Annotated in this window: 3 protein-coding genes and 1 pseudogene; all 4 read left to right on the forward strand. The window is 73.0% G+C overall.

What is annotated here, in order from left to right; all coding sequences use genetic code 11:
• Positions 1 to 405: 405 nt before the first annotated feature.
• Positions 406 to 743: pseudogene (locus tag ACFU74_RS36915) on the forward strand (transposase); the annotation flags it as partial.
• 51 nt (positions 744 to 794) lie between these two features.
• Positions 795 to 1,295 (forward strand): YfbM family protein, encoded by a 501-nt coding sequence (locus ACFU74_RS36920; protein ID WP_380764515.1) that lies wholly within the window; start codon positions 795 to 797, stop codon positions 1,293 to 1,295.
• A gap of 530 nt (positions 1,296 to 1,825) precedes the next feature.
• Positions 1,826 to 2,059, forward strand: a complete 234-nt coding sequence (locus ACFU74_RS36925) for a hypothetical protein (protein ID WP_380764516.1) — start codon at positions 1,826 to 1,828, stop codon at positions 2,057 to 2,059.
• Between the two features lie 325 nt (positions 2,060 to 2,384).
• On the forward strand, positions 2,385 to 2,649 hold a 265-nt coding region (locus tag ACFU74_RS36930; protein WP_380764517.1), incomplete at its 3' end, for a hypothetical protein.

A 2,649-nucleotide genomic window follows, 5' to 3' on the forward strand; every position in this document is an offset into this window, starting at 1 on the left:
AGTTGCCTGCGCGTCACATCCAACATTCCTACCGGGTTCTGCCCCGGAGCGGGGCAGAACCCGGAGATTGATCACAACATCACACAGGCCCTAGGCCCGGCCCCCAGCGGCCGCCAGGCCGCCCGTTCGAAAAGGGGGTGGTGTCTGCGTCGCGGGGTTGCTTCCACCAGGGCGTGCTGCGCCGTGTCCCGCCGGTCGTGTCCGGTTCCGTGGTGGGGATGCGGGGCGGGGGTTCGGTGGGTTTTCCCGGGGTGGATGGGTGTAGCAAGTTAGTGCGTAATGTGACATTAGGTGGGAGATTCCTTCCGGGGTGTGAGGGGTTTCGGGTCGGGGCCGTGTCGCGGGACGCGGTTGCCGTGGGGCGCGGGGCGGCGGGTTTTTCGGTGCCCCCGGGGGTGGTGCGGCGCGGCGTGTGGCTGGACCTGGTTGGTGATCGCCGCACACACCCAGTTCCGCCTCGCCCGGCTCTTGGCGCTGACCTTCGTCGGTCGTGGGAGTGGCCGGCCGAACCGAACAAACTCACCCCCGCCCGTGTCCGGCGCGGGTTCAGGAACCTCTACACGAAGGCCCCCTCACCAGCACGTGCACCGAAACCCACCTCCCCCGGCCCCGGCCGGCCGCCCGGCTCCAGGAACCGGCGCCCCGCACCCCACCACGACGTCGGCACAGGCCTCGTCACCGGCGAGTCCTACGCCCGAGCCGCCCACCACAAGAGCGGCACCAAGCCCCGACGAACAGCGTGATGCCCACCGGTCGGACCTGGTTGTCGGAGTAGCTCCGTATGCTCGCCGCCCATGAGTATGAACGGCGAGTACCTGCGCGTCACTCCTGAAGAGCTGGCCCGTTCTGTTGCGGATCCCGAGTGGGCCCAGGAACTCGCCGACGAGATCCAGGACGCTCAGGAGGAGAACGAGCCGCCACCGGCCGAGGCGCGGCATTTCACGACGCACCAGACCTGGGACCTGCTGGGATTTCTGCTGCGGCGATCGGCGTTCCCGGTCGACATCGTGCACGGTGAGGAGACCTTCGCCGAGGACGACGACTGGGGCTACGGACCGCCGCGATACCTGACCGCGGACCGGGTGCGGCTGGCTGCCGACACCCTGGCCCAGATGACGTACGACCAGCTGATCCACGGCGTCGATCACTCCGAACTCGCCGAGGCCGAGACCTACCCACAGATCTGGGACTCCCCGACCACACTGGAGTGGGCCCGCGACCTGTTCTCCCCCCTGACGGCGTTCTTCCAAGCCGCGGCCGCGACCGGTCACGCCATGCTGATCTGGCTCGACTGAGGAGCCCCCCGGCCGCCAGACGTCAAACGTCAAGCTCAGGGCGCGCGCCGTCCGGGGGCTGCCGGGCCGGCCGACCACCAGCTCCCGGCCGGCCCGGGGAAACCAGGGACGCCGGGGGCGGACGGGACGGTGGACCGCTGTCGGGGCCGGCCTTCTTCCGGCGGCCTCCCGCTCCGCCCCGGTGCTACGTCCCGCGGGTCTGTAGCGAGGGCTCCCGCCCGCTGCCCCGGTCGGCTGTCAGAGCGCGCCGCTGCGCCCGACCCGGTCTTCCAGCCGCGCGGCGGCCCCTGGAGGGCCCCGCCCGCCCCTCTGGCTGCCGTCCCGGCCCTGGGTTGCATGGCCGCCCCATGGCGCACTGCCCGCCGCCCGCACGGTTGCGTCCTGGGCACGGGCCAGGCCGCACGCCCCTTGGGCGCCTGGTAGCCGGCCCGGACCGTCGTCCCCGGCGACGACCTGGCCTTCCGCCCCGGGACCTGGCTGCGTAAGCAGGAGGGGGCCGTACCGAGGGCAGGCTGACCGACCACCAGGCCGTGCTTCTGGACGCGCTCACCCAGCGCTTCCACATCGACTTCCGCCGGGACGACGGCGACAACGGCCGGCAGCGCCCCGTCCTGGTCGTCGGCCCCTACCCGATCGACCTGGTCCCCGCCGCCGACGCCGCCGAGCGCCTCGAATGCGACATCTACGAAGCGCTGCGCATGGACCAGGGCAACCCCGTACCGCGGGGCTGGGCCTACGACGTCCGAACCATCCCGGGACCCTGACCGCCCCCGCGCCGCCCCGCACCCCGTCCCGGCCGCCGCGTCCGGACACTCCCGCTGCGCTCACCGTTCCTCGCCGTGCCAGGCTAGGAAGTCGCGGGCCTGGCGGCCGCGGTAGTCGTCCTCGACGGCGCGCCAGTCGCCGGTGATGGCGTACCGGCGGCGGGCCAGGAACAGTTCCGGGTCTTTTCGGCGTCGGCGGCGTAGACCTCGAGGACGGGCAGGGCGCTGCGGTCGGAGAGGTACGCGGGCGCGAGGCACAGAGCGACCTCTCCCAGTGCCCGGTCGCTGTGCTGCTGTGCGGCGACCGGGGCCGCCCGGTGGTGACGTGGCGCCGCCACTGTTCGGCGTCGTACCCGTCTGGCCCGCCGGCGACGGCGAGCCCGGCGACCGGCACGCCCGGGCGCTCGCGCAGTTCGGCGACGGTCCCGGCGACGACTTCGCCGACCCGGCCGGGCTCCAGCGGCGCGCCGTCGGCCTCGGCCTGGGCGTCGGCCAGGTGCTCGGCGATCACGTCGGTGAGCTCCGCGATGCGGCCCTTGAGGTCGACGACTGCCCGCCAGGCCAGCCCCGGGCTGTCCCACGCGTGGGAC

The sequence above is a fragment of the Kitasatospora sp. NPDC057500 genome (assembly GCF_042802195.1).
Taxonomy (GTDB): Bacteria; Actinomycetota; Actinomycetes; order Streptomycetales; family Streptomycetaceae; genus Kitasatospora.

Bases quoted from the DNA above. Each gene is read 5' to 3' on its own strand.
- ACFU74_RS36920 (WP_380764515.1), top strand. From the start codon at position 795: ATGAGTATGAACGGCGAGTACCTGCGCGTCACTCCTGAAGAGCTGGCC.